The 25,918-nt window shown below is 70.1% G+C and carries 25 protein-coding genes; 11 read left to right on the top strand and 14 right to left on the bottom strand.

What is annotated here, in order from left to right; genetic code table 11:
• Window positions 1-29: 29 nt before the first annotated feature.
• The 6 genes from SSP08S_RS42435 to SSP08S_RS42415 form a co-directional block, all read right to left on the bottom strand.
• Window positions 30-869, bottom strand: a complete 840-nt coding sequence (locus SSP08S_RS42435; protein WP_019073736.1) for a sulfurtransferase — start codon at window positions 867-869, stop codon at window positions 30-32.
• A gap of 114 nt (window positions 870-983) precedes the next feature.
• Entirely contained in the window at window positions 984-1,064 is an 81-nt protein-coding gene (locus tag SSP08S_RS64645) for a putative leader peptide (RefSeq protein ID WP_353963781.1), read from the bottom strand.
• Between the two features lie 198 nt (window positions 1,065-1,262).
• Window positions 1,263-2,003, bottom strand: a complete 741-nt coding sequence (locus tag SSP08S_RS42430; protein ID WP_026179310.1) for an LmeA family phospholipid-binding protein — start codon at window positions 2,001-2,003, stop codon at window positions 1,263-1,265.
• A gap of 130 nt (window positions 2,004-2,133) precedes the next feature.
• Window positions 2,134-3,249, bottom strand: coding sequence for a hypothetical protein (locus SSP08S_RS42425; protein WP_019073734.1), 1,116 nt, complete (start codon window positions 3,247-3,249; stop codon window positions 2,134-2,136).
• A gap of 8 nt (window positions 3,250-3,257) precedes the next feature.
• On the bottom strand, window positions 3,258-3,512 hold the full coding sequence (locus tag SSP08S_RS42420; protein WP_019073733.1) for a MoaD/ThiS family protein: 255 nt from the start codon (window positions 3,510-3,512) through the stop codon (window positions 3,258-3,260).
• Window positions 3,513-3,549: 37 nt separating this feature from the next.
• Entirely contained in the window at window positions 3,550-4,434 is an 885-nt protein-coding gene (locus SSP08S_RS42415) for an alpha/beta hydrolase (protein ID WP_026179309.1), read from the bottom strand.
• Window positions 4,435-4,627: 193 nt separating this feature from the next.
• On the opposite strand from SSP08S_RS42415, the gene SSP08S_RS42410 reads away from it, so the two are divergent.
• Window positions 4,628-5,428 (top strand): winged helix-turn-helix transcriptional regulator, encoded by an 801-nt coding sequence (locus SSP08S_RS42410; protein ID WP_019073731.1) that lies wholly within the window; start codon window positions 4,628-4,630, stop codon window positions 5,426-5,428.
• 138 nt (window positions 5,429-5,566) lie between these two features.
• Window positions 5,567-6,592 (top strand): LacI family DNA-binding transcriptional regulator, encoded by a 1,026-nt coding sequence (locus SSP08S_RS42405; RefSeq protein WP_019073730.1) that lies wholly within the window; start codon window positions 5,567-5,569, stop codon window positions 6,590-6,592.
• A 27-nt stretch (window positions 6,593-6,619) separates the two neighbouring features.
• Here SSP08S_RS42405 and SSP08S_RS42400 read toward each other — a convergent pair whose 3' ends face one another.
• Complete coding sequence (locus SSP08S_RS42400) at window positions 6,620-8,377, bottom strand: trypsin-like serine protease (protein WP_019073729.1); 1,758 nt, start codon at window positions 8,375-8,377, stop codon at window positions 6,620-6,622.
• A gap of 367 nt (window positions 8,378-8,744) precedes the next feature.
• Here SSP08S_RS42400 and SSP08S_RS42395 point away from each other — a divergent pair, with 367 nt between their 5' ends.
• The 8 genes from SSP08S_RS42395 (at window position 8,745) to SSP08S_RS42360 (ending at window position 15,354) form a co-directional block, all read left to right on the top strand.
• On the top strand, window positions 8,745-9,980 hold the full coding sequence (locus tag SSP08S_RS42395; RefSeq protein ID WP_019073728.1) for a S1C family serine protease: 1,236 nt from the start codon (window positions 8,745-8,747) through the stop codon (window positions 9,978-9,980).
• A gap of 35 nt (window positions 9,981-10,015) precedes the next feature.
• Window positions 10,016-10,222, top strand: coding sequence for a hypothetical protein (locus tag SSP08S_RS42390; RefSeq protein WP_019073727.1), 207 nt, complete (start codon window positions 10,016-10,018; stop codon window positions 10,220-10,222).
• Window positions 10,223-10,543: 321 nt separating this feature from the next.
• A complete protein-coding gene (locus SSP08S_RS42385) occupies window positions 10,544-11,281 on the top strand; it encodes a response regulator transcription factor (RefSeq protein ID WP_019073726.1) in 738 nt (245 codons plus the stop codon).
• Window positions 11,278-12,744 (top strand): HAMP domain-containing sensor histidine kinase, encoded by a 1,467-nt coding sequence (locus SSP08S_RS42380; RefSeq protein WP_019073725.1) that lies wholly within the window; start codon window positions 11,278-11,280, stop codon window positions 12,742-12,744. The genes SSP08S_RS42385 and SSP08S_RS42380 overlap by 4 nt, the downstream gene beginning before the upstream one ends.
• A gap of 146 nt (window positions 12,745-12,890) precedes the next feature.
• Complete coding sequence (locus tag SSP08S_RS42375) at window positions 12,891-13,271, top strand: hypothetical protein (RefSeq protein ID WP_019073724.1); 381 nt, start codon at window positions 12,891-12,893, stop codon at window positions 13,269-13,271.
• A 240-nt stretch (window positions 13,272-13,511) separates the two neighbouring features.
• A complete protein-coding gene (locus SSP08S_RS56950) occupies window positions 13,512-14,246 on the top strand; it encodes a PH domain-containing protein (RefSeq protein WP_019073723.1) in 735 nt (244 codons plus the stop codon).
• Between the two features lie 9 nt (window positions 14,247-14,255).
• On the top strand, window positions 14,256-14,567 hold the full coding sequence (locus tag SSP08S_RS42365) for a hypothetical protein (protein ID WP_019073722.1): 312 nt from the start codon (window positions 14,256-14,258) through the stop codon (window positions 14,565-14,567).
• A gap of 55 nt (window positions 14,568-14,622) precedes the next feature.
• Window positions 14,623-15,354: a response regulator transcription factor gene (locus tag SSP08S_RS42360; protein WP_019073721.1), complete on the top strand. Its 732-nt coding sequence runs from the start codon at window positions 14,623-14,625 to the stop codon at window positions 15,352-15,354.
• A gap of 3 nt (window positions 15,355-15,357) precedes the next feature.
• Here SSP08S_RS42360 and SSP08S_RS42355 read toward each other — a convergent pair whose 3' ends face one another.
• Together SSP08S_RS42355 and SSP08S_RS42325 are read right to left on the bottom strand one after the other, a co-directional pair.
• The gene (locus SSP08S_RS42355; protein WP_019073720.1) at window positions 15,358-17,205 is read right to left on the bottom strand and encodes an ABC transporter ATP-binding protein; all 1,848 of its coding nucleotides are present in this window, start codon (window positions 17,203-17,205) and stop codon (window positions 15,358-15,360) included.
• 1,247 nt (window positions 17,206-18,452) lie between these two features.
• Entirely contained in the window at window positions 18,453-20,261 is a 1,809-nt protein-coding gene (locus tag SSP08S_RS42325) for a bifunctional metallophosphatase/5'-nucleotidase (RefSeq protein WP_019073714.1), read from the bottom strand.
• Between the two features lie 144 nt (window positions 20,262-20,405).
• Between SSP08S_RS42325 and mshD the strand changes: the two genes are divergently transcribed.
• Complete coding sequence (mshD, locus tag SSP08S_RS42320) at window positions 20,406-21,335, top strand: mycothiol synthase (RefSeq protein ID WP_019073713.1); 930 nt, start codon at window positions 20,406-20,408, stop codon at window positions 21,333-21,335.
• A 9-nt stretch (window positions 21,336-21,344) separates the two neighbouring features.
• On the opposite strand, the gene SSP08S_RS42315 is transcribed toward mshD, so the two are convergent.
• The 5 genes from SSP08S_RS42315 to SSP08S_RS42295 form a co-directional block, all read right to left on the bottom strand.
• Complete coding sequence (locus tag SSP08S_RS42315; RefSeq protein WP_369407114.1) at window positions 21,345-21,995, bottom strand: ABC transporter; 651 nt, start codon at window positions 21,993-21,995, stop codon at window positions 21,345-21,347.
• Window positions 21,992-23,518: a hypothetical protein gene (locus SSP08S_RS42310; RefSeq protein ID WP_019073711.1), complete on the bottom strand. Its 1,527-nt coding sequence runs from the start codon at window positions 23,516-23,518 to the stop codon at window positions 21,992-21,994. Before SSP08S_RS42310 ends, SSP08S_RS42315 begins: the two co-directional genes overlap by 4 nt.
• Window positions 23,515-24,375 (bottom strand): ABC transporter ATP-binding protein, encoded by an 861-nt coding sequence (locus SSP08S_RS42305; RefSeq protein WP_019073710.1) that lies wholly within the window; start codon window positions 24,373-24,375, stop codon window positions 23,515-23,517. The genes SSP08S_RS42310 and SSP08S_RS42305 overlap by 4 nt, the downstream gene beginning before the upstream one ends.
• A 161-nt stretch (window positions 24,376-24,536) precedes the next feature.
• Window positions 24,537-25,373 carry a cupin domain-containing protein gene (locus SSP08S_RS42300; protein ID WP_019073709.1) on the bottom strand — a complete coding sequence of 279 codons (837 nt, stop codon included), beginning with the start codon at window positions 25,371-25,373 and terminating at the stop codon, window positions 24,537-24,539.
• On the bottom strand, window positions 25,370-25,912 hold the full coding sequence (locus SSP08S_RS42295) for an RNA polymerase sigma factor (protein ID WP_019064514.1): 543 nt from the start codon (window positions 25,910-25,912) through the stop codon (window positions 25,370-25,372). Before SSP08S_RS42295 ends, SSP08S_RS42300 begins: the two co-directional genes overlap by 4 nt.
• Window positions 25,913-25,918: the final 6 nt, after the last annotated feature.

Here is a 25,918-nt window from a genome sequence, read left to right as displayed (position 1 = left end):
GGTCGCAGCGGTTGTGCGGGTTCTTGTGCTTACTTGTTGGCGCCGAGCTCGATCGGGACGCCGACCAGGGAGCCGTACTCGGTCCAGGAGCCGTCGTAGTTCTTGACGTTCTCGACACCGAGCAGCTCGTGCAGCACGAACCAGGTCAGGGCCGAGCGCTCGCCGATACGGCAGTACGCGATGGTGTCCTTGGCGAGGTCGACCTGCTCCTCGGCGTAGAGCTCCTTGAGCTCGTCGTCCGACTTGAAGGTGCCGTCGTCGTTGGCGTTCTTCGACCACGGGATGTTGCGGGCGGACGGGACGTGGCCCGGACGCTGCGACTGCTCCTGCGGGAGGTGGGCGGGGGCCAGGAGCTTGCCGCTGAACTCGTCGGGCGAACGGACGTCGACCAGGTTCTGCGAGCCGATGGCCGCCACGACGTCGTCGCGGAAGGCGCGGATCGCCTTGTTCTGCGGCTTGGCCTTGTAGTCGGTGGTGGCCCGCGCGGGGACCTCCTCGACCAGCTCGCGGGCGTCCAGCTCCCACTTCTTGCGGCCGCCGTCGAGCAGCTTGACGCTGTCGTGGCCGTACAGCTTGAAGTACCAGTAGGCGTACGAGGCGAACCAGTTGTTGTTGCCGCCGTAGAGGATCACCAGCGTGTCGTTGCCGATGCCCTTGGCCGAGAGGAGCTTCTCGAAGCCCTCCTGGTCGATGAAGTCACGGCGTACCGGGTCCTGGAGGTCCTTGGTCCAGTCGATCCGGATGGCGTTGCGGATGTGGTTCTTCTCGTACGCGGACGTGTCCTCGTCGACCTCGACGATGGCGATGTCCGCGTTGTCGAGGTTGGCCTCGACCCAGTCGGCGTCGACCAGGACGTCACTGCGGCTCATGCTTTTTCTCCTCCGGGGCAGTTACGGCGGTGCGGTGCGTGAGAGAGGGGTGCGCGCTCGCGCGGGTGCCCAGAGATCAAGGGCACGGGGGAAGACGGAAGCCTGCGCTTCCGCTCAGAAAGTGCGACAGAGCATGGCGGCGACGCGGCACAGGTCCACTGCCCGCCGCTTCGTGAGATCCGCCTGTTGCCTCATAGGGTCGATCGTAGGGACGGACGGCGGGACATGTCACCGGTGTGTCGTATTTTGAGACGCGATCGTCCGTGATGTGAGATCGGCGGGGCGTCGGCGACCCCTTCGTCGGGAATCCGCGCGCCGTTCGCCGTCCTCACAACTGCCGTACGGACATTGCCGTCTCGCCCCTCGGACAGTCACTGTCCACCGGACCTCGTCCTACCCGGCCAGCCGGACGTTCGAACCCTTCACCTTTATCTCCACACCGTTCTTCGCGGCCTGCACACTGGCCAGCTTCACCCCGCCCGGCAGCTGGTCGATCGTCTGCTGGAAGTCGGTGATGGAGCGGATCCGGGAGTCGGCGAGGTCGACGACCAGCTTGGGCAGGTTGTCGGCGTGCACCTTCACGGTGTCGCCGTCGACGGTGACCGTGCTGAGCACCGGGTACGTCGTCTCCTGGCCCAGGGCCGAGACCTTGACGTCGACCTTGATCTTGCCGTTGCCGCCGTCGGAGAGGCCGACGACCTGGGCGTCGACCCCGGTGAGGATGTTCGTCGGCTCGGACTTGGCGGCCTTGAGCAGCTGGTCGTAGGCGATGCTCGCGGAGCCGGTCGCGCTGGCCGCGGTCGCCGAGCTGTAGCCGTTGGAGAACTTGACGTCCTTCATGTCGGCCTTGAGGTCGTCGATCCGGATCGTGGAGGTGCCGCTGCCGGTCGTGTTCGCCGTCGTCGCCTCGTAGGTCTTGATGGTGAGCGCAACGTCGTCCAGCTCACCCGAGGCGACCTGGGTCAGGAAGGGGAAGCCCTTGATGGAGACGTCGGGGGCGGAGGCGAGGTTCTCGCTCGTCTGGACCTTGCCCGCCGCCTCGTCCTGCGCGAAGTAGACCGCGACCCGGTCCACGACCACGAACAGGACGCCCAGAATCACCACGACGGTCAGAAGTATTCGTAGCCCACGCATTTACGGTGTTCCCCCACCTGGCGGTCGTCGACGAAAGCGGTGCAACGACCGTGTGGCCGCGAATCGCGAGCGTAGTCCCGCGAGATGCGTGCAGCAGGAAATTGTCGATCACCTGTGACAAGCGGCGTGCCTACGCCAGCGCGCGCCCCAGGACGTAGACCGCCGGGGCCGCCGCGGCGAGCGGGAGGGCCACACCGGCCGTGAAGTGGACGAAGCGGGACGGGTAGTCGTAGCTCGCCACCCGGTGTCCGATCAGCGCGCAGCCGGCCGCGACCGCGCCGAGCAGCGCGCCCTTCGCGCCGAGACCGGTCATCCCGCCGACCGCGATGCCCGCGCCGGCGGCGGCGAGCAGGGAGACGACCACCGAGGCCACGGTCGGCAGCGGCAGCGCGCGGGCCAGGATCGCGACCGCCACGGCGGCCGCGCCGACGGTGACCGCGTCCGGGTCGGCCGCGAGATGGCCGGTCGCGACGATGGCCAGGGCCGCCGAGGCGACCGTCGCCATCAGGCTGGTGATCCGGGTGTCCGGGTCGGCGTGCGAGCGCAGCTGCATCACGAGGGAGAGCAGGACCCAGACGCCCAGGGTGCCGAGGATCGCGGCCGGGCCGTTGTCCCGGCCGGCCGCCAGCAGCGCCACGTCCGCGACGAGCGCGCCCGCGAAGGCCAGCGCGATGCCCTGCCGGGCGGGCCACATCCCGTTCAGCCGGAACCAGCCCGCCGCCGTCACCGCCTGGAGCACGACGAGCGGTACGACGAGGGCGTACGAGCCGATCTGCGCGGTGACGGAGAGGAGGAGCGCCAGGAGGGCGGTGAGGCCGGCCGGCTGCATCCCGGGTTCGATGATCGGCGAGCGGCCCTCCAGGCGGGCCCGCTGGGCGTCGGTGATGCGGGCGTTCCCGGCGAGGGAGGGCGGGCCGTAGCCGACCGCCTCGTCCGCGGCGGGGGGAGCCGGGGGCGCGGTCACGGGAGCCTGCGCGTAGGCGTCGTAACTCGGCGTCGGCGCCTGGTAGTTCTGCGGCGGGAAGTACGCCAGGTCGGACGCGGAGGGTCTGGACTGCTGGACCTGGGTGTCCCAGGTCTGGCCCTGCCACTGCTGGGTGTACTGCTGCGCGGCCTGCGGGTCTTCATAGGCCTGCTGCTGTCCGGGCCAGGCCTGCGCCTGCTGTTGCTGGGCCTGCTGCGGCTGTTGCTGCTGGGCGTAGGGGTCGTAGCCCTCGCCATAGCCCTCGTACGGCTGGTTGCTCATCGGTGCGCTCATCCTCCTGCGAACGGCGGGAGCACCTCGACCGTGCCGCCCTCGGCCAGCCGTACCGTCTCATGCCCGCGGGTGCCCACGGGGTCACCGTCGACGAGGAAGGAGCATCGCAGCAGTACGCGGGCGAGTTCCCCGGGGTGTCGCTCGCGCACCTCGGCGAGGGCCTCGGCGAGGGTGGCCGCGTCGAACGGCTCCTCGGCGATCCCGGCCGCGGCCTTCGCGGCGGCCCAGTAGCGCACCGTGACCTTTGGCATCCGCTTCCTCAATCGATCGGGGGCTGCAACCGTCAGGCTAGCTCTCCTGTGAACCGGCCCAGCGCCCGATGCGGGCGAGGAGGTCGTCGCTCGCCGCGTGCTCGGCGTGGCCCATGCCGGGCTCCAGCCAGAGTTCGGCGTGGTCACCGGCGGCTTCGGCCAGCATGCGGGGGTGGTCGAGGGGGAAGTAGCCGTCGATCTCGCCGTGCACGACGAGGAGCGGGGTCGGCGCGATGCGGGGGACCGCCTCGACCGGGGAGAGCGGGACCGGATCCCAACCGCTGTGCTCGATACGGGTCTTGAGGCCGAGGCGGCCCACCAGGCGGCCCTCGGGGCGGGTCACCAGCCAGTGGAGCTTCCGCATGGGGGCGGTGCCCCGGTAGTACCAGCGGGCCGGCGCACTCACCGAAACCACCGCGTCCGTGTGCGCTTCTGTGCGCCCCCTGCGCCCCTGACCGTCCGCTTCACCCTCCGGGCCGTAGAGCGCCGCGTGCCGCAGCACCACCGAACCGCCCATCGAGAAGCCGACGGTGACCACGCGCGTGTGCCCCTGCTCGCGCGCCCAGGCGACCGCCGCGGCCAGATCGAGGACCTCGCGGTCGCCGACGGTGGAGCGTCCGCCGGACCTTCCGTGGCCCCGGAACGAGAACGTGACCACGGCCCCGTACTGGGCGAACGCCTCGACCACCCGGCGTACGTGCGGCTTGTCCACGTCGCCCGTGAAACCGTGCGCGACGACGAACACCAGGTCACCGGAAGGTGGCGGGGAGGCGTCGTATACGGCCACCGCCGGGTCGTATACGGAATCGATCGTCACCCCGTCGTCGGTGTGCAGAAACGTCCGCAAAGGTGTGCGTCTGATCGTCTCAGAGTTCGGACGAACGGTGGATCGTGCCACATGACCTGCCGTACCAGCGCTCATGTGGGCTATTCTGCTCGACAGAGGACTCGGGCAGCGAAGCCCCCGGGTCCTTTTGTGCTTCCAGGAGCGTTGTATACGAAGCGGGACACCACGGGAAACCACAGGTGGCCGCAGGTCGTACAGGGCCCCCGGGACCGCAAACGCTGTGCCGCACGACACACGTCCTCGCAGGGACCGAGGAGGAACCAGACTTATGAGTTCTCTGCTGCTCCTGACCAATGCCCTCCAGCCGTCTACGGAGGTGCTTCCGGCCCTCGGCCTGCTGCTGCACAACGTGCGCGTGGCACCGGCGGAAGGCCCCGCTCTCGTCGACACCCCCGGTGCCGACGTCATCCTCATCGACGGCCGCCGGGATCTGCCTCAGGTGCGCAGCCTGTGTCAGCTCCTCCGCTCCACCGGACCGGGATGCCCGCTCATCCTCGTCGTCACCGAGGGCGGCCTCGCCGCCGTCACCGCCGACTGGGGCATCGACGACGTGCTCCTCGACACGGCCGGCCCGGCCGAGGTCGAGGCGCGGCTGCGGCTCGCCATGGGCCGCCAGCAGATCGTCAACGACGACTCCCCCATGGAGATCCGCAACGGCGACCTCTCCGTGGACGAGGCGACGTACTCCGCCAAGCTCAAGGGCCGGGTCCTCGACCTGACCTTCAAGGAGTTCGAGCTCCTCAAGTACCTCGCCCAGCACCCGGGCCGCGTCTTCACGCGCGCCCAGCTGCTGCAGGAGGTCTGGGGCTACGACTACTTCGGCGGCACCCGCACGGTCGACGTCCACGTACGACGCCTGCGCGCCAAGCTCGGCCCCGAGCACGAGTCGCTGATCGGGACCGTCCGGAACGTCGGTTATCGATTCGTGACCCCGGAGAAGGGCGACCGGGGCGGCGAGGAGGCGAAGCTCAAGGCGAGCGCCGCTCTCGCAGGTGCAAAGCCGGAGGATGCGGACGAGACGGCCGACTCGGCCGCCCTGGACGCGGCCGAGATCCCGGCACAGGCTTAACCCGCGTCCGGGCGGGGCATCGCTTCCGCACGGCTACTCGTCGGTTCTCGTCGCTTCCGCACGGAGATGCTGTGCGGAAGCGACGAGAAGCTTCGAAACGCCCTGCCCAGAGCCGGTCAATCCGCGTAGACTCCGCGCGTGGCCAAGGTGACTCGGGATGATGTAGCGCGACTGGCAGGGACGTCGACTGCCGTCGTCAGCTACGTCATCAACAACGGACCCCGGCCGGTTGCCCCGGCCACGCGCGAGCGTGTCCTCGCCGCGATCAAGGAACTGGGGTACCGACCGGACCGGGTGGCCCAGGCCATGGCGTCCCGGCGCACGGACCTCATAGGCCTGATCGTGCCGGACGCGCGCCAGCCCTTCTTCGGGGAGATGGCGCACGCGGTCGAACAGGCCGCGTCCGAGCGCGGAAAGATGGTGCTGGTCGGCAACTCCGACTACGTCGCCGAGCGCGAGGTCCACTATCTGCGCGCCTTCCTCGGCATGCGCGTCTCCGGCCTGATCCTCGTCAGCCACGCGCTGAACGACCTCGCCGCCGCCGAGATCGAGGCCTGGGACGCCCGCGTGGTCCTGCTGCACGAACGCCCCGAGGCGATCGACGACGTAGCCGTCGTCACGGACGACCTCGGCGGCGCCCAGCTCGCCGTACGCCACCTCCTGGAGCACGGCTACGAGTACGTCGCCTGTATGGGCGGTACGGCGGAGACGCCGGCCGTCGGCGACCCGGTCTCCGACCACGTCGAGGGCTGGCGGCGCGCGATGACCGAGGCCGGCCTGCCGACCGAGGACCGGCTCTTCGAGGCGCCGTACAACCGCTACGACGCCTACCAGGTCGCCCTCGGGATCCTCTCCGGGCCCCGGCGGCCGCCCGCGATCTTCTGCTCCACCGACGACCAGGCGATCGGCCTGCTGCGGGCCGCCCGCGAGCTGCGGATCGACGTACCGCGCGAACTCGGCGTGATCGGCTTCGACGACATCAAGGAAGCCGCCCTCGCCGATCCGCCGATGACGACGATCGCATCCGACCGTCCGGCGATGGCCAGGGCGGCCGTGGACCTCGTGCTCGACGACGGGCTGCGGGTCGCGGGCTCCCGTCGCGAGCGGCTGAAGGTGTTCCCCTCCCGCCTGGTGACCCGGCGGTCCTGCGGCTGCGAAGCCTGACCGGACCGCCGGTTCACGGTTTTCCGATCAGAACAGCAGGTTGTACTGGTTGTAGCCGGTACCCAGCTTGATCCGCGTCCCGAAGAGCGCGGTCGTCGCCTTGTTGGTGCCCGGGTAGAGCCACAGCGTGCCGCCCGAGTCGCGGGTGATCACATCCGCGATGCCGTCGCCCGTGACGTCGCCGTTGGAGACGTACGAGGTGAAGTTCCAGCCGGTACGGGCCTGGACGCGGGCCTTCCACGGGGCCTTCTCGACCTGGGTGCCCGCGTACAGGTACAGGACACCGGAGGAGTTGCGGACCAGGAGGTCGGCGCGGCCGTCCCCGGTCAGGTCGCCGTGGCCGAAGATCTTGACGTTCTTCCACGCCTTGTCGACGACCTTGACCTTGCCGTAGAACTGGCCGTTGCCCTTGCCCGGGTAGAGGTAGACCGAGCCGTCGGCGTCCACCGCGACCAGGTCGGGGCGGGCGTCACCGGTCAGGTCGCCGGGGATCGCGTACGACTTGTAGCCGCCCCACACGGAGGTGATCTGCATCCAGTCGAACTCGCCCGTGGAGTGGTTCAGGTAGTCGCGCCAGAGGGTGCCGTCCGTCTTGTCGCGGACGATCAGGTCCTGGTACGAGTCCCGGTCCAGGTCGGCCTGCAGACCCCAGGTCGCCGCCTGCCAGCCGCTGCCGAGGTAGGCGCGCTGCGCGAGCGAGGTGCCCTTGCTGTCCTGCTCGAACAGACCGCCCGAGGGCGTACGGCCCACTATGTCGGCGCGGCCGTCGAAGGACAGGTCGGTGTCGTCGATGCGCGGCTGCGCGGCCCAGGCGTACGAGCCGACCTTGGTGAAGACCGGGTAGGCGCCCTTGGCGGTGCAGCCGGCCACGCCCCAGGAGACGATGCCGATGACCTTGTTGCCGACGATCACCGGACCGCCGGAGTCACCGTTGCAGGGGCTGGTGGTGCCCTCGTCGGTGCCGGACGCGGGGGTGCCCGCGCAGAACATCGAGCCCTCGATGAACTCGTCGTCCCCGAGGACCGTCTTCATCGCGCTGTCGCAGGTCGCGTCGTCGACGACCGGCAGCGTGGCCTTCTTCAGGTTCGCGGAGAGCTCGGTGCCGGTGCCCGAGGTCAGGCCCCAGCCGTAGACCGTGGCCTGCGCGCCCGGGGTGACGTACCCGAGGTCGTTCAGGTAGGCCAGCCGCATCGTCTGCTGGTCCAGGGGGCGGTCCAGGGTGAGGACAGCGATGTCATTCTGCGCGGTGGTCTCGTTGAAGCGCGGGTGGTTCCACTGGCGCGCGACGCCCGCGACCGTGCCGGACGTGTCGTCGTAGAGACCGGTCGCACCGGCCAGGACGGCGCCGTTCTTCGTCCAGTTGAGGCCCGCGACGCAGTGCGCGGCGGTGAGGACCTTGTTCGGGGCGACCAGGGTGCCGCCGCAGAAGTAGCCGTCGCCGGTCGTGTCGTCGTAGTAGGCGAGCTGGACCATCCACGGCGCGCTGGAGATCGTGGTCTCGGTGCCGCCGATGATGTACGGCGACTTGGTCGCCGTCTTCTTGGCGGTCGCCTGGGTCTTGGCCGCGTCGACGACGCGGGAGCGCAGTTCCTTGTCGGACGCGGTGGGCTGGGTCAGCCCCGCCTGGGCGGCGGCGGCCGCGGCGGACGGCAGTCCGGGCGGGCCGTCGGCCGCGGTGGCGGGCTGGGCCGCGAGAACGCCGGCGCAGCTCAGCGCCAGCGCGAGGGCGGCGGCCGGGAACGCCGTGGTGGGGCGTCTCAGACGGCCGCGCAGGGCACGTATCACTCGGGACTCCTGGTGTGGGTGTCGTAGTGGGCCCGAGAAGGGCGTACGACGCGACCACGCAGGACCGACGACATGCTTTCCGTGATGCTTCTCGTCATGCTTTCCGTCACGGCGCATGTACCGGCTCTGTTCGCGGAGCCCCCCTCCGGCCCGGAGATCGTAGGCCTCGCCTGTCACCTCGCACACCTGTCGCACAGGGGTCACACAAGTATTCGTCCGCCCCGTGCCGTGCCCTAACGCCCCCGCAACCTCCCGTTTCCCCGAGTTTCCGGGCCTCCGGCGTCTTTATATCGGGCATACGAGGTTCTGTCGGGCTTCTCAGCGGGGACTCAGGTACCTCTCATGATCGCGCGACAGTCTCTTTTCCATGACCGAGAGCTTCCGCCGCAGCGGCGAGTACGAGACCCCCCAGGGCGACCAGCCGCAGGCGTACCCCCAGCAGCAGCACGCCTCTTCCCCCGTGAACCCGGAGTGGCCGCCCCCGCCGGCCTACCAGCCGCAGCCGGCGCAGTCCGCTCAGCCCGCTCAGCCCGCTCAGCCTTTTGAGCCGGCTCAGCAGCCGGTCACCGTCGAGCCGGGTACGACGGTGTGGCCGGGCCAGGCGCCCGCCCCCTCGCCCGCGCCGCAGGCCGCGTTCGGCGCCGACGGATACGGCGGCGGTTCCGGTGGAGGCGGCGACACGGCTCTCCTCACCCCCGTCCAGGCGGAAGCGCCGCAGCCCAAGAAGCGCACCCGCGGTCCGCTCGCGCTGCTCGCCGCCGTGGCGATCGTCGCCGCGGCCGTCGGCGGCGGTACCGCGTACGCCTTCCAGCAGCTGACCGGCAAGGACACCGTCGCCACCACCAGCACCACCACGGCGGTCGTGCCCTCCAGCAAGCGGGGCGACGTCGCCACCATCGCCGCGACCGTCAGCCCGAGCGTGGTCGAGGTCGAGGCCACCCTCAGCAACGGCACCTCCACCGGCGCGGGCGTGATCATCACCACCGACGGCGAGATCATCACCAACAACCACGTCGTCTCCGGCGCCACGTCCGTCAAGGTCAAGACGAGCAACGGCAAGTCGTACACCGCGAAGGTCGTCGGCACCGACAGCAAGAAGGACCTCGCGCTCCTCAAGCTGGAGAACGCCTCCGGCCTGACGGCGGCCACCCTCGGCAACTCCTCCGGCGTCCAGGTCGGCGACACGGTCGTCGCGATCGGCTCCCCCGAGGGCCTGACCGGCACGGTCACCAGCGGCATCGTCTCCGCCCTCAACCGTGACGTGACCGTCTCGACCGACGAGAGCCAGAGTCAGGGTTCCGGCGGCGGCAACGGCCAGTGGCCGTTCCAGTTCGGCGGCCAGCAGTTCAACGGCGACACCGGTTCGTCCACCACGACGTACAAGGCCATCCAGACCGACGCGTCCCTCAACCCCGGCAACTCCGGCGGTGCCCTCATCGACGCGAACGGCGACATCATCGGCATCAACTCCGCGATGTACTCGTCGAGTTCGTCCTCGTCCTCGTCGTCCGACGCCGGCAGCATCGGCATCGGCTTCGCCATCCCGATCAACACCGTCAAGGCGGACCTGGCTTCGCTGCGGGCGGGCGGATCCGACAGCTGAGCACTGCTCTTCCAGCAACCAGTAGGGAGTACGTCATGATCAAGCAGGTTTCGCACACGGTGACCGACACCGGAGCGGCCGGTCTCGGCCTGGCCCTCGGGGTGGCGTACGAACTGCACGCACCGGCGGCCCGGGCACCGGAACTGGCGCCCGCCCCGGAGCTGATGGGTCTCCGCACCGGCGCGGCCCACCCGCACCACCGGAAGGTGCCGCTGAACCGGCTCGCGACGATGCGGGCCTGAGGCCCGGGAACGGGGTCGATGCGGGCCCGAGGCCCGAGGTCGAAGTCGTGGTCGATGTGGGAGACGGGTGGCTCCGAGGCGGCGAGGCCGCTTCGCTCGACGGGCTGACTCGGACACCGTGAGGTGGCTCCGCTCGACGGACCGACTCGGACACCTGAGGTGGCTCCGGGCGCCGCGAGGCGGATCTCACGCGCCGCGAGGCCGATCTCACCCTTTATCCCCTCCCCTCCTCCTTTACGCGCCAGCCGGGAAACATGCGAGGCTGATTGCGACCAGCCGATCGTTGTCTCCCCGTCCCACCGCACCCGAGGAATCCAGCCCATGAGCCCCGCCGAAGGCGACCGTGACACCCAGCGCATCCTGATCGTCGACGACGAGCCGGCGGTGCGTGAAGCACTCCAGCGCAGTCTGGCCTTCGAGGGGTACGACACCGAGGTCGCCGTCGACGGCGCGGACGCGCTGGAGAAGGCGACCGCCTACCAGCCCGACCTGGTCGTCCTCGACATCCAGATGCCGCGCATGGACGGCCTGACGGCGGCGCGCCGGATGCGCGGGGCGGGTACGACGACGCCGATCCTGATGCTGACGGCCCGTGACACGGTCGGCGACCGTGTGACCGGGCTCGACGCGGGCGCCGACGACTACCTCGTCAAGCCCTTCGAACTCGACGAACTCTTCGCGCGGGTACGGGCGTTGCTGCGCCGCAGCTCGTACGCGGCGGCAGCGGCGGCCGGTACCGCCCCCGAGGACGACTCCCTGACCTTCGCCGACCTCCGCATGGACCTCGCGACGCGCGAGGTGACCCGGAACGGACGCCAGGTCGAACTGACCCGCACGGAGTTCACGCTGCTGGAGATGTTCCTCGCCCACCCCCGCCAGGTCCTCACCCGCGAACAGATCCTGAAGGCCGTCTGGGGCTTCGACTTCGAGCCGTCGTCCAACTCCCTCGACGTGTACGTGATGTACCTGCGCCGCAAGACCGAGGCGGGGGGCGAGCCGCGGCTCGTGCACACGGTTCGGGGCGTCGGCTATGTGCTGCGACAGGGTGGAGCGGAGTGAAGAACGTCCTCAACCGCTTCCTCCACCGCTTCCGCACCCTGCCGATCCGGTCCCGACTGGCGATGCTGGTCGCGGCGGCGGTGGCGTTCGGGGTGGCGGCGGTTTCGGTCACTTGTTGGTTCATCGTGCAGGGGAAGTTGTACGAGCAGTTGAACGCCGACCTGGCGAGGTCGGCGATGAGGGGACCCGATCAGAACCGGCAGGCGGTCCAGATCGCCCTCTTCAACTGCTCGGCGACTCCGCAGGGCGGCAACAGTTTTGTCCGGAACGCGTACTCCCAGGTGGTAACGGAGAAGGGCAAGGTCTGCGTCCAGGGCGACTCCACGGGAGTGGTCAAGGTCACCCAGGCCGACAAGAACGAAATCAAGAAGGGGGACCTGAGCCGGGTCTACTACCGCAACGGCACGGACACGGACGGCAACGAGGTACGCGTGATGACGCGCTTCGTGGCTCCCACCACGACTACCTCAGGAGCTCCCGGACCCAATGTCGGACTCCTCGCCGCCGTCCCCCTCAAGAGCACCCAGGACACGCTGAACGAACTGGCCCTGATCCTCCTCCTCGTCTCCGGCATCGGAGTGGTCGGAGCCGGCGCGGCCGGACTCGCGGTGGCTCGCGCGGGTCTGCGCCCCGTCGACAAACTCACCGAGGCCGTCGAACACGTGGCCCGTACCGAGGACTTGACCATCCGCATCCCGGTCGATGAGGACGGCGACGACGAGGTGGCCCGCCTCTCCCGGTCCTTCAACTCCATGACCGCGTCCCTCGCGAACTCCCGCGAACTGCAGCAGCAACTCATCGCGGACGCCGGTCACGAACTCCGCACCCCCCTCACCTCCCTCCGCACCAACGTCGAACTCCTCACCCGCAGCGAGGAGACCGGCCGCCCGATCCCCCCGGCGGACCGCAAGGCCCTGCTCGCGTCGGTGAAGGCGCAGATGACCGAACTGGCGTCCCTGATCGGCGACTTGCAGGAACTGTCCCGTTCGGAGGGCCAGCGAGGGGAACGCGTCCAGATCGTCTCGCTCCAGGACACGGTCGAAGCGGCATTGCGCCGAGCCCGCCTCCGCGGCCCGGAGCTGACGATCACGGCAGACGTCCAGCCCTGGTACGTCCAGTCGGAGCCGTCCGCCCTGGAACGCGCGGTCGTCAACATCCTCGACAACGCCGTGAAGTTCAGCCCCGAGGGCGGCACGATCGAGGTCCAGCTCACCCGCGGTGTCCTCACGGTCCGCGACCACGGCCCCGGCATCCCGGAGGACGAGATCCCTTACGTCTTCGACCGCTTCTGGCGCTCCCCGAGCGCACGGGCGCTGCCCGGCTCCGGCCTGGGCCTGTCGATCGTCGCCCGCACGGTCCAACAGGCGGGCGGCGAGGTGACGTTGTCGCGCGCGGCGGGAGGCGGGACGGTGGCGACCGTACGGATCCCGGGGGCGCCGACTCCGCCGCCCGAGCTCCACTGACCGACGGTGGCCGACCGGTGAATTTGACGTGGACACGCACCCATCGTGTGAACTAGCGTTCTACTTGATCATTGGGATGTGTCCACGTCGGCAGCCTGACCACCCTGCCCTCGGACACTCCGCACATCGCAGAGAACGGGGAAAACATGACCAGATCGAAGCTCTCCAGGCTGGCGGCCATCGGCGCAGCCACCCTCGCCGTGATCGGTGGCTCAGCGGCTCCGGCAAGCGCCCTTTCGGACAAGATCGTCTACCTGCCTGGCGGCAGGGGCTACATAAAGTTCCACGACGACGGCGACGTCTTCTCGGTCTGCGACACCAAAGCCGACGGCCATGGCGTCGTCGGCAGGTTGTGGGAAGTGAATTCGATCACCCACAACGGGGGAACCGTGCTCATCCTGACGGATGGCGGCGACAGCGGCTGTGGCAAAAAGGGATACAACGTCGACGACCTCCACCACTACTCGATGGACATCTCCTGGAACGGCGACGGCATCTGGTATTCCAGCGAGTGGTTCAACGAGTAGGTCGACCGACCGCTCCCCGTACAAGTGAAGCCGGGCATACCCCCGCGCCCCGTGGGATGGTGATCTTGGCCGCACTGATCACCATCCTCGGGGACACTCCCTACGCGTCAACCACCCATCGCCGCCGCGTTCGCGACCCTTGCGAACGGTGACCCTGGACCGGTCTCGTCCACCTTCACCTCCTGACAGGCACAGCTTGCCGACCTACCATCAACTCCCGTCCTACACGGGGGAGTCGGCATGGGCCAGGACGTGCACGAGCGGGGCATCGAGCGGGAGTACGGGCGACGGAGACGGATCCGCCGCGGGTGGTTCGCCTTCATGGGGATTGCCGTCGGGAACTCCTTCTACCAGATGAATCGGGACCCCAATGTCTTCGGCGACGGGACCCGGTTGGTCATCGACGCCCTGCTGCTGTGGTTGTTCGTCTGGGCTCTGCTCACCAGTTGGCGCCGGCACACCTTCGTCACGGCGGACGGGATCGCCGTGCGCGGAGCCGTGCGCACGCGGCGCCGAAGCTGGCACGACATCTACGACATCCGGGTCGAGCCCCGCCGCAACCAGCGCAGCGGCGACTCCCAGTGGCTCACGTTCCTCTACGACAACGACGGCCGACGCCTGCTTCTCCCGCACGTCGACGACGGCCAACTCCCGGAATTCGGCGCCGAGATCGACGACCTGCGCGAGACGGCCGCCCGGCACCGTGGCATGGCCTGGGAGCAGCGGCCCGAGGTCGAGGAGCGGATCCGGCGGCATTCCGGTCACCGTAAGGCCTGGGAACGGGCCACCAGCGGCGCCCTGTTGGTCCTGCTGGCCATGTTCCTGGTCACGCTGTGGCGGGTGGCGACCGGCCGGGACACCGAGCCGGTGCTGCTGCTCGTCTGCGTTCCTCTCGGCGCCTTCGCTCTGCTCGCCGCCCTCCTGCACTGGCGCTGGGCGCGCCTCACCCCACGGGCCAAGTCGGCCCCCCACTAGCCTGGTCGGGTGAGCGAGATCGAACCCCCGCTGTTGAGGGACGTCTATCCCACGCTGGTCTCGTTCCTGGACGCGGCCCTGGTCGGAGAGGGCGAGCCGGAACTGGCGCGGACCGTGGCGCGGTTGCGCTTCCACGGATGGTGCGGGTGCAGCCCGACCTGCAGGTACCTCCGGACCGCTCCCGACAACCGCGCCGCCAGCACCTGGATCCATCTCGACGACGAGGAAGAGCCTCGCGTGTGGCTTCAACTCGACCTGGAGCGGACGTCGTTCGCGGGGATGGAGATCTTGGAGTTCGACCTGGGGCCGGCCCACGCATAGCCCCCTGCTACCCCGCTGCCAGCCCCACCACAGCCCCCGGTCACACCGTGTTCGAATGGCGCTGGCGCGGAAGATCCTGCTGGCCGACGACGACGCGGACGTACGCGAAGGGCTCGGCCGGGTGCTCAGATTCGAGGGGTACGAGACCGTCCTCGTGGGAGACGGGCGTACCGCCATCGATCTGCTCGGCGTACCTGACGACGCCGCCGCGCCCGACCTCGTGCTGATGGACGTCACCATGCCCGAGCTGGACGGGCTCGCCGCCACGCGGCGCATCCGCGCCTCGGGGTCCACCGTGCCGATCCTGATGCTCACCGGCCGGACCGCCGTCGGCGACCGTATCGTCGCCCTCGACAACGGTGCCGACGACTACCTCAGCAAACCGTTCGCGGTGGACGAACTGCTCGCCCGGGTACGGGCGTTGCTGCGGAGGAGTGGGCGGCGGGCGGCCGATGAGGAGCCTCCGCCTCCCGGGCTCGAACAGCTCGTGTTCCACGATCTCGTCATGGATCCGCGCACCCGTACCGTCACCCGCGGCGGCCGGCCCCTCGAACTCACCCGGACCGAGTTCGTGTTGCTGGAGTACCTGCTCCACCATCCGGGCACCGTACTCACCCGGCCCCGGCTCCACCGGCAGGTCTGGGGCTTCGACTTCGAGCCCGCGTCCAACACACTCGACGTCTACGTCATGTATCTGCGCCGGAAACTGGAGAGCCGCGGCGAACCGCGGCTCATCCACACCGTGCGGGGGCTGGGATACAGCCTTCGGGCAACTCCCGCCGGTTGACGGCTACTTGAGCGGCAGCCTCAGGATCATCGTCTCGTCGGGTGCCGGTGGCGGAACCTGGCGCAGGATCATCGTGTCCTCCGCGCGGTGCCGTCCCGTGCCCTGTCCCGTGATCGCCATCTCCGGCAGCGGGCCCGCAAGTCGCGCGTACGCGCCGCCCCTTGCGACCAGCTCCGCGTGCGTACCCGTCTCCACCAGGCGTCCGCCCTCCACGACCAGGATGCGGTCGGCGTCGGGGGCGAGGCTCAGGTCGTGGGTGATCATGATGGTCGTACGGCCGGACATCAGGCGGCGCAGGGGCTGGATCACCTGGCGGGCGGCCACCGAGTCGAGGCCGGCCGTCGGTTCGTCCAGGACCAGGACCGGGGCCTGGCGCAACATCGCCCGCGCGATCGCGATCCGCTGGAGCTGTCCGCCCGAGAGTGCCGCCGTGCCGGGGGCGATCTCCGTGTCGTAGGCCTGGGGAAGGGCCGTGATGAAGTCGTGGGCCGCCGCTGCCCTCGCCGCCCGCTCGATCTCCTCGTCCGTCGCGCCCGGTCGGCCGCACTCGATGTTCTCGCGGATCGTGCCGTTGAGGATCAGGGTCTGCTGGGGCAGCAACGCCACGTTCTCGCGCAGGAATTCGAGCGGTACGTCACGGAGGGGGACGCCGTCCAGGCAGATCACTCCCTCGGAGGGGTCGTAGAAGCGGGTGAGGAGCTTGGAGAGGGTTGACTTGCCCGCGCCGCTCTCGCCCGTGACGATCACCAGCTCTCCCGGGTCCGCCCTGAACGTCACGTTCTCCACCGTGTCGCGGGCCGCGCCGGGGTAGCGGAAGGTCACGCCGTGGAAGCTGACCCAGCCGTGGACGGGCCAGGCGGGGACGGGTTCGCGGGGGTCGCCGACGGACGGGGTGGCGTCCAGGATCTCGTTGATGCGGGCGGCGCCGGCGGTCGCCGCGGTGAGGGTGAGGCCGAGCTGGCCGAGGTTGCGGACCGGGGGGTAGAGGTAGCCGATGAAGGCGGCGAAGGCGAGGAGCGCGCCGAGAGTCATGCGGTCGGCGGAGATCTCCCAGACGCCGAGGCCGATGACCGCCAGTACGCAGAGGGTTTCCACCACCTCCACGAACTGCTCGTACATCTCGCTGAGGCGGGCGCCTCGCACCGATGCCTTCATCCACGCGCGGGCCTCGATGTCGAGGCGCTTCTCCTCGTCGCGGCGGCGGTTGTACGCCTGGGTCAACACGACGTTGCCGAGGGACTCCTCGACCACCGACGTGATCGCGCCGTCCGCGGACCGCTCGTCCTGCGAGGCCTGCTTGATACGGCCGGAGAAGCGGCGGGCGGCCAGGAGGAAGAGGGGCGCGAGGACGAACGTGGCCAGGGCCAGGTCCCAGCGGAGGTACAGGGCCGCGCAGGCGTAGAAGACCGCGGAGAAGGCGGCCGAGATGGTGCCGACCACGCCGGACACGACCATCTGCTCGATGGCCTCGACGTCTCCGGTGAGGCGTTCGACCAGGTCGCCCTGGCGGTGCTTCTGGAAGAAGTGGGGCGGGAGGTCCTGGACGTGGCGGAAGACGTTCGCGCGCAGGCGCAGGACGAAGCGTTCGGCGGTCCAGGTGGCGAGGGAGTTGCCGAAGTAGCCGACGAGCGCGCCGAGTACGGCGACGCCTAGCCACGCGGCGGCCGGGCCCCAGAACGCGGACAGCGAACCGGCCTTGAGGGCGTTGTCGGTGAGCTCCGCGAAGAGCAGGATCGCGGCGGTCTCGGCGAGCGCCGACACGATGACGCACGTGATGATCACCGCGAGCCACTTGCGGTCACCGCGGGTCAGCGGCCAGAAACGGCGGAAGGCCTCACGGGCTTCCCTCATGGTCAACAACTCCCTTCGGACTACGGTTTGCGGCCTGGACGTGGCCGAGGCGGGGCCACCGGCGCGAGCGGACTCGCTAACCGGTGGCCCCGCCTCACTGGGTGCTGGCTCAGCCCTTGTGCCCGACGGGGCGCTTCGGCGCGGGCTTCTTGGGTGCGGGCTTCTTCGGGGCGGGGGCGGGCTTGCGGTGCTTCTTGACCGGGACGATCTTGTGGAAGCTCATGGTGGGTTCCCTTTCCGAGGGTTCGGCTCTGCGGCCGGGTGGGGGGTGGTGCGGGTCTTCTTCTGCGGCTCGTGGGACTGCTTACTTGTGCCCGACCGGCTTCTTCGGCGCCGGCTTCTTCGGCGCGGGCTTCTTCGGGGCGGGGGCGGGCTTGCGGTGCTTCTTGACGGGGACGATCTTGTGGAAGCTCATGGTGGGTTCCCTCCCTGGGAGTTCGGCGCTGCGGCCGGGTGTGGAGTACTGCGGGTCTTCTGCGGCTCTCGGGACTGCTTACTTGTGCCCGACCGGGCGCTTCGGCGCCGGCTTCTTGGGTGCGGGCTTCTTGGGGGCCGGGGCGGGCTTGCGGTGCTTCTTGACCGGGACGATCTTGTGGAAGCTCATGACGGGTTCCCTCTCTGGTACGGCTGTCGCGGTGTCTGCTGCGGTTCTGCAACAGTTCTTCAACCGATCTGCTGCAACTGCCTTTGAATTACGCCTGTAAATTCTTTGTCAGCCCTTGTGGGAGATCGGGCGACGCTTCGGAGCGGGCTTCTTCGGCGCCGGCTTCTTGGGGGCCGGAGCGGGCTTGTGGGACTTCTTGATGGGGTGAATCTTGTTGAAGCTCATGATTAATTCCCTCCCTATTACGACGTCTTAAGGTCTGTTTACTTGTGGCCGACCGGGCGGCGCTTCGGGGCCGGAGCAGGCTTCTTCGGGGCCTTCTTGGGGGCCGGGGCGGGCTTGTGGTGCTTCTTGACCGGGACGATCTTGTGGAAGCTCATGGTGCTCTCCTTTGTCTTGTGTTGCCTCTGCCGTTTGCGCTGTTCGCTTTCGACATGGAAAACACTACTGGACTTCCGGCCCAGGAAAAGCGATTTTCGCTTAGACCTTCCTGTGCGATTGCCATGGATGATTCTTATGGAATTCGCGGAACTGAACCCGCCCTTACACAGAATTTAGAACGGCCCAGGCCTCGGGAAAACGGAAGGGGCCCGGCGCCGACCTGCGGCACCGGGCCCCCTGAGCAGGGAGGAACTGCTGACTGCTACTGCACCACCGTGATCCGGTTCGCCGCCGGAGGCGTGAGCGGGCTCGCCGCCGAGGAGTGGGCGGTCAGGTACTGCGCGAGTGCGGAGAGGTCGTCCGTGCCGACCAGGTCACCGGTGCCCTGCCCCAGCGTCGGGAAGCCGTCGCCGCCGCCCGCGAGGAAGCTGTTCGTCGCGACGCGGTAGGTGGCCGCCGGGTCGATCGCGGCGCCGTTCAGACGGATGGAGTCCGTGACCACGCGGTCCGCGCCGGTCTTCGTCAGGTCCAGGGTGTACGTCAGTCCGGACGAGGGCTGGAGGATCTTCGGCGCCGCCGCGTTCGTGCCGCTCACCTGTTCCTTGAGCGTCTGGATCACCTGCGCGCCGGTGAAGTCCTGGAGGTTCACGGTGTTCGCGAACGGCTGCACCGTGAAGCCCTCGGCGTACGTCACCACACCGTCGCCCTCCGCGCCCTTGGCCGCGTAGGTCAGGCCCGCCCGCACCCCGCCCGGGTTCATCAGCGCGAGGTCGGTCTCCGGGTCCAGCTCCTTGCCGTAGGCGAGCTGGGCGTCGGCGATGAGGTCGCCCATCGGGGACTCGGTGCCGGTGTTGTTGACGTCGGCGGAGATGTAGCCGATGGCGCGGTTGCCGATGGGGGCGGCGAGGGTGTTCCACTTGCCGATCAGGGCGGTCATGTCGGCGGCCTTGGGCACGGTCCGGGTGACCACGTGGTTCGCGGACTTGACCGCCGTACGGGCGATGTCGCCGGTCCAGCGGTCGTACGTCAGCGTGGTGTCCGTGTAGAGGCGGCCGAAGGACGCGGCCGAAGTGACCATACGGGGCTTGCCACTTGGGTCATTGATCGTGCAGACGTACGCGTTGTGGGTGTGGCCGGTGACGAGGGCGTCGACGGCCGGGGTGACGTTCTTCGCGATGTCGACGATCGGGCCGGAGATGCCGGAGCCGCCGCCGGACGCGTCGCAGTCGTAGTTGTAGGACGCGGAGGCCGGGAAGCCGCCCTCGTGGATCAGCGCGACGATCGACTTCACGCCCTGCTTCTGCAGCTCCTTGGCGTACTTGTTGATCGTCTCGACCTCGTCCTTGAACTGGAGGCCCTTGACGCCGTCCGCGGAGACGATGCCCGGGGTGCCCTCCAGCGTGACGCCGATGAAGCCGACCTTGACGCCGTTCTTCTTCCACACCCAGTACGGCTTGAGGATCGGCTTCTTCGTCTTCTCGTCGAGGACGTTGGCCGCGAGGTAGGGGAAGTCGGCGCCCGTGAACTTCTTGTCCGTGTAGCAGCCGTCGGTGGGGTGACAGCCGCCGTTCTGGAGGCGGGCCAGTTCCTTGGCGCCCTCGTCGAACTCGTGGTTGCCGACCGAAGTGACGTCCAGGTCCAGCTTGTTGAGGGCCTCGATGGTCGGCTCGTCGTGGAACAGGCCCGAGATCAGCGGGGAGGCGCCGACCATGTCGCCGCCGGCCGCGGTGATCGAGTACGGGTTGTTCTTGCGGGCCTCGCGCAGATGCGTCGCGAGGTACTCCACACCGCCCGCGTCGATCGTCTTCGTCGTGCCGTCCGCCTGGAGTTCGGTGACCCGGCCGGAGGAACCCGACGGGGGCTCCAGGTTGCCGTGCAGGTCGTTGAAGGAGAGGAGTTGCACGTCCTGGTAGCGGCTGGGCTTGTGCCCGTAGTCGCCGCTCGGGTTTCCGTGCGCGTCGGCGGGCAGCGCGGCGGCCAGCGCACCGGCCGTGGCCAGGCTCGCTGCGGCGGCGAGCAGGCCGGCGACACGGCGTCTGCGCGGGCGGAACGGCTGGGAAGTGGCTGGCATGAGCCCCCCTGTGAGTTGGCTGAGAAGTCACCACGTTCCGGCGCAGCCTAGGGTCAACGCGCGTAGCGTGACAGGGGGTTCTTGGTTACATCCTGGTTTCTTCTTTGCCGCCACTTTGCTGGTGGGTCCGCTTACCCTGAGGCCATGACCAGCGACGACACCGCACGGCCCGCGCCCATCTCCCGCTCCATCGAGACCTATTCCGAGCTCACCCCGGACCAGGCCGGGACCGTCCTCGCGCTGATCGCCGAGGCCGCCAGGACCGACGGACAGCCCGCGGTGTCCGAACAGGGGCGGCTGCAGCTGCGCGGCGGCGCGCGGCCCGGGGTCTCGCATCTGCTGCTCACCCTGGGCGAAGAGCTCGTCGGCTACGGGCAGTTGGAGGACACCGACCCGGTGGAGGCACCGGCCGCGGAACTCCTCGTCCGCCCCTCGGACCGGGGGCACGGGCACGGGCGGGCGCTCGGCGCCGCGCTGCTGGCCGCTTCGGGCAAGCGGCTACGGGTCTGGGCGCACGGCGGGCATCCCGCCGCGCGCCATCTCGCCCAGGTCCTCGGGCTCGCCCTCTTCCGCGAACTGCGCCAGCTGCGGCGGTCGTTGGCGGATCTGGAGCTGCCCGAGCCGGTCCTCCCGGAGGGCGTCACGGTACGGACCTTCGTCCCCGGCGACGACGACGCCGCGTGGCTCGCCGTCAACGCCGCCGCCTTCGCCCACCACCCCGAGCAGGGCTCCCTCACCCAGCGGGACCTGGACGACCGCAAGGCCGAGGCCTGGTTCGACCCCCAGGGCTTCTTCCTCGCCGAACGCGCCGGCGAACTCATCGGCTTCCACTGGACGAAGGTCCACGCGGAGGAACAGCGCGGCGAGGTCTACGTCGTCGGGGTCCTCCCCGGCGCCCAGGGCGGCGGCCTCGGCAAGGCCCTGACGACGATCGGCCTGCGGCACCTGGCCGCGCAGGGCCTGCCGACCGCGATGCTGTACGTCGACGCGGACAACAAGGCGGCGGTGTCGGTGTACGAGCGGCTGGGGTTCACGACGTACGAGACGGACTTGATGTACCGCTCGGAGTCGTGAGGAGCCCGGTCAGGAAGGGATGAGCCGCAGCCGCCTGCGCCGCACCGGCTCCGGCCCGCACGCCGCCCACACCAGTGCCGCCCCCGCCAGGACGAACGCCCAGTGGTCGTGACCCACCGCCCACCACTTGTCCTTCGGGGCGGCGAACAGGCCCCAGTTCTCCGGGAACAGGAGGGCCGCCGCCATGGAGGTGGCGAGGAGGGCGATGGCCACCCGCTGGCCCGGTTCCGCCTCGTCGGTGAGGCGGACCGCCGTGGCCGACGCGGCCAGGGCGACGACCGCCGCGGCGGCCGCCTCCAGGGTGAGGGCGCCGACCGGGGGGCGTATCTCGGACGGGATCAGCAGAACCACCGCCGTCCACCACAGGGCCGCCAGGGGGACGACCAGTGCGGTGCGCAGGGCGGTCCGGAGCATGCGACGGGTCGGGACCGCCACCGTCACCTGGCGGGCCGGGTCGTCCAGGAGGAACGTCAGGCCCAGCGCGAGCGCGAGCGCCGCGCCGCGCAGCACGAGCAGCGCCGTCCACTGATCGGGGTCGTCGGAGAGCAGTCTCGGGAGCGCGGCCAGCAGCAGGCCCGCACCGGCACCCGCGCCGAGCGCCCGCCGGGGCAGGGCGCGCAGCACCGGGCGCACCAGCTGCCCCAACACTCCTGTCGTCACACGCACTTGTCCGCCCCCGCCGGTGCCTTGACGCCCAGCAGTTCGGCCACCTTCGCCGTGGTCACCTTGGGGGCCGTCAGCTCCGCCCAGTGCGCCTTCACCTTGGGGGCGACCGTGACCTTGCCGGCCGTGAGCAACTCCCGTACCACCGTGGTCTGTTCGGCCGTCATCGACATCGGGTTGGTCGGCGAGAGCACGATCGCGGAGCCGCTCACGCTGTCGTCGAGCCGGACCGCGCGCAGTTGGGTCAGCGGGTCGGACTGCCAGCCGAGTGCCAGCCACATGATGGTGACCATGCGGCCGTCGCAGAGCGATCCGGACGCCTTCTCGCTGCCCGTGACCAGCACGGAGGAGACCGCCGCGGCGAACTCCGGTACGCGGGGGCCGCCCCAGCGCGTGCCGACGGTCACCTGGTAGGGCGTGGTGGACGGTTCGATCGCGCCGTCGCCGTCCATGCCGTAGCGGGCGTCGACGCGCTGCCGTACGAGCAGCTTCTCCTGGGCCGCGGTGCCGCCGGCCAGGGACTGGACGTGGTCGGCGACCTCGGCCCAGGTGCCGGTGCGGGGCATCCACTCCGGGAACGCGCAGTACGTGGAGTTGCCGTGCCGGGCGCAGGACTGGACCTTCGCCGGGTTGAGGGTGGCCAGCACGCGGGCGTCGGTCGTCGACTTGGACACCTTGGCCGCCTGGCCCACCGCACCCCAGGTGCCCAGGCCGACCGCCACGACCAGCGCGGCGGCGACGGTCTTCGTACGGCCGCCGTTGACCAGGACCGCCGCCAGCGCCAGGGTCAGCGCGAGGCCGAACAGGTAGAGGGCGTGCCAGACGGCCGGGCGGCCCAGCAGGTCGGAGGGGAGGGTCTTGCTGCTCGCGTCGCCGATGACCGGGACCAGCCACCGGGTCGCGCTGCCGTCGGAGCCGGTCGAGATCGCCCCGAGGAAGAGCGTCGAGAAGAACGCCAGCACCAGAAGCATCGGTGCCGCGAACGGCGACCGCACCACCCGGGCCAGCAGTACTCCGGCCGTTCCGGCGAGCAGCACCGTGAGCGGTCCGACGAGGAGCTCGCCCACCGAACCGTGACCGACCGAGCCGGGCGCGATCACACCCCAGGTGAACTGCGCGGCCACCAGCAGCGCGGTGAGCCCGGCGGCCGGTACGACGGACAGCGCGAACGCGACCGTACGGCGCCAGGGTTCGAGGACGAGCACGTCGAAGTGCCGGTCGGTGTCCTGGCGCCGGGAGCGCAGGACTGCCTGGTTGGCGCAGAGCAGGACGGCCAGGGCGGGCAGCAGCGGGCCGGTCTGGGTGGCGCGGTCGACGTCCTGGAGGGCCGGGAATGTGGTCCAGGCGTCGCGCATGGTCCAGCCGATCCACGCGACGTAGAGGACGAACATGGCCAACACCGGGAGGCGGAGCAGGAGTTTGCGCGCCTCGAAGAGGGCCAGCGCCAACACCGCCGACCGGGAACGTCGTTGCTCGTCGGCGCGTTCGGCCGGGGGTGCCTTCTCCAGTACGGCGCTCATGCCGCCACCTCCGCGGCCATGCCGTCGAGGGTGATCAAGTAGCCGTCCTCCAGGGTGGGTTCGACGAGTTCCGCGCCGGGGGGCGGGTCGCCGACGTTGCGGAAGGCGCCGAGTCCGGTGCGCCAGCCCGCCATCGCGGCGGGGTCGCGTTCCGTGCCGCTCCACACCCGGCCGGCGGCCCGTGCGGTGAGTTCGGCCGGGGTGCCGTCGAAGCGGACGGTGCCGCCGGCCATGACGACGACGCGGTGGCAGAGCATCGCGACGTCCTCGGTCTGGTGGGTGGAGAGGAGGACCGTACGGCCCTCGCCCGCCCTCGCGATCAACTCCCGGAAGCGCATGCGCTGTTCGGGGTCGAGTCCGACGGTCGGCTCGTCGAGGACGAGGAAACCGGGGTCGCCGACGAGGGCGGCGGCGAGCGCGACGCGCTGCCGCATCCCGCCGGACAGCTTCTTGATGCGCTTGCCGCGCACGTCCGACAGGTCGACCTCCTCCAGCACCCGCCGCACCTCGCGGTGGCGGCCCCCGCGGTCGGTGAGTTCCTTGAGGATCGCGACGTAGTCGACGAACTCGAAGGCGGTGAAGTCCGGGTGGAAGCCGGGCGTCTGCGGCAGATAGCCGAGGACGCGCCGCACCGCCTGTCGGCCGGCCGTGGTGCCGGGGTCGTGGCCGAGCACGGTGAAGGCGCCCGAGTCGGCGGGCAGCGCGGTGGCGAGCACCCTCAACAGGGTGGTTTTTCCAGCGCCGTTGGGGCCGAGCAGGCCGGTCACGCCCTCGCCGAGCCGCAGCGACACGTCGTCGAGGGCGTGCGTCGAGCCGTAGCGCAGGCTGAGCCCGGCCGCGGAGACGGTGGTGGTCATGTACGGAACTCCAGTCAGGGTTCGAGAGGTTCAGATGAGGGGCCCGAAGGGACGGGCGGGACATCGAGGCGGTCCCGGTCTCGCCGGAAGCCCCGGCGGCCGGCCGCGACGCTGCCGTCCGGCGGGCCAGGACGGCGAGTCGGGCAAGCCGGATGCGGAATTCAGGCGAGGTCGCCGAAGGCGGTCGGGCGGGAGTCGAAGCGGTCCCGCAGCAGGTACAGGAGTCCGGCCGCCAGGGCGGCCACCGCCGCGGCAACCCCCTGCCCGGCCGGGGTGAACGGCGCGAGCGTGCCGCCGTGCATGCTGTTGGCCACGACGAGGAACGCCACCCAGCCGCCGCCGACCAGGGACGGCGCGAGGACCGGGCCCAGCCGTGGGGTCAGGGCCAGGCCCGTCGTCGTCAGGGCGAGCGCGGGCAGCAGCCAGGCCAGGGCGCGCAGCCCGTACTCCGGCAGGGCCAGCGAGGCCAGGCCGTTGAGGCCGAGCCCGGCGACCAGCACCGCGACCGTACGGATCATCAGCAGCCGGAAGCCGTGCAGCGGGGCGACGACGGTCATCTCGTACGTCGGGTCGAACTTCGGGCCGTAGGACAGCGCCACCCCCGCGAGCGGAAGCAGCGGGGCCAGGCCCAGGAAGAGGGTCGGGGAGGCCGCGGCCTTCAGGGAGTTGGTGACGAGCACCGTCATCACCAGCAGCGCGACCACCGCGCCGAGCCACGAGCGGCGCAGCACCGGCGTCGCCGCCAGCAGCCGTGCCGTGTGGTCGGCGACACCGATCCGCACGAGCAGCGACTCCACCAACCCCCTTTTGGGGGCGTCGAGTTCGGCGTCGAGGCGCTCCCAGCCCGCGTCGAGCGCGACGGGGTCGGTGACGGAGGCCAACAGGTCCCGGCACTCGGCACACCGGGCGATGTGCGTGTCGGCGGACCAGAGCATGGGCGGTGCCAACTCGCCCCGCGCATAGGCGCGTACGTCGTCTTCGGCCACATGCCAGGTCATGCCAGCTCCTCCCGCAGTTGCTTACGGGCGCGCATGGCCCGTGTCTTGACCGTGCCGGCCGGGATGCCCAGCAGGACGGCCGCCTCCCGGGTGGTCAGCCCGTCGATCACGGTGGCCTGGAGGACCGCCCGCAGCTCCGGCGAGAGCCGGACGAGCGCGCCGGCGAGGTCCCCGTGCTCCACCCCCGCGAGCACGCGCTCCTCCGCCGACGCCTCGTCCCGGTGCCGCAGCCGCGCCAGCGCCTGCCGCATCCGGCCGCGCGCCCCGTCGCCGCGCAGCACGTCGATCAGCCGCCGCGACCCGATCCGCCACAGCCACCCGGCCACGTCGCCGTCCTCGCGGTAGCGGGCACTGCCCCGCCACACCGCGAGAAACGTCTCCTGTACGACGTCGTCGACCATCCCGGCGTCGGCGCACCGGCCGCGCAGCCGCGCGGTCAGCCATGGCGCGTACCGCCGGTACAGCTCTTCGAACGCGCGCCGGTCGCCGTCCGCCGCGATGGCCCGCAGCAGCTCCCCGTCGCTTCCCGTATCGCTCACATCTCC

The sequence above is a fragment of the Streptomyces hokutonensis genome (assembly GCF_000376565.1).
In the GTDB taxonomy this organism is placed as follows: Bacteria; Actinomycetota; Actinomycetes; order Streptomycetales; family Streptomycetaceae; genus Streptomyces; species Streptomyces hokutonensis.
The sequence above is the reverse complement of the archived record's forward strand: the minus strand, read 5'-3'. Positions and strand labels throughout refer to the sequence as shown.